We start from the raw sequence: 592 nt of genomic DNA on the forward strand, positions 1-592 counted from the left end.
GTAGATTATATGGAGAGATGAATATAAATCCTCAGTATAAACAATTAATTGCAGATATAATACTTAAGAATAATCTTAAGCAAAAAGTTAAGCTTAAAAGTAAATATACAAAAGATGAAATGAAAGATTTTACTAAAGAATTGTATATGCATGTTAATACTCAAGCTTGGGGATTAGGGCAAACTGGTACATTCTATGAAACATTAATGCAATATGGTATAATGCAAATATTTACACCATCTAAGCATTTAGATACAGAAAATGAATTTAAAGATAAATATTATTTTGAAAATACAATTATAGATGAAAACTTATATTCACTTTATGAGTTTGAATTAAAGCATAATCCAAAACCTGATTATGAACTCAAAAAATTATATGAAGAATTATCTGATTATATATTTGAATGTGGCGATTATAAAACACTTGCTAAAAGAATAGATAATAGTATTAACAAAAAACATTTTGAAGCATGGTATAAATTAGCAAAAGAAAGAGCTAGACGAGTTAATTATGATTTTAATACATATTTGAAGTATATTTATAAAATCTAACCACTATTTTCAACGTTTTAAACTGTATATAATTTATG

General features: G+C 23.5%; 1 protein-coding gene. It reads left to right on the top strand.

Annotation, left to right across the window (positions count from 1 at the left end):
- Positions 1-554, top strand: a 554-nt coding sequence (locus ACP5P5_RS13705; RefSeq protein ID WP_428286679.1) for a hypothetical protein, incomplete at its 5' end; no start/stop codon positions are given.
- Between the last annotated feature and the right edge of the window lie 38 nt (positions 555-592).

It is taken from the genome of Hydrotalea sp., assembly GCF_049968455.1.
Classification (GTDB): Bacteria; Bacteroidota; Bacteroidia; order Chitinophagales; family Chitinophagaceae; genus Hydrotalea.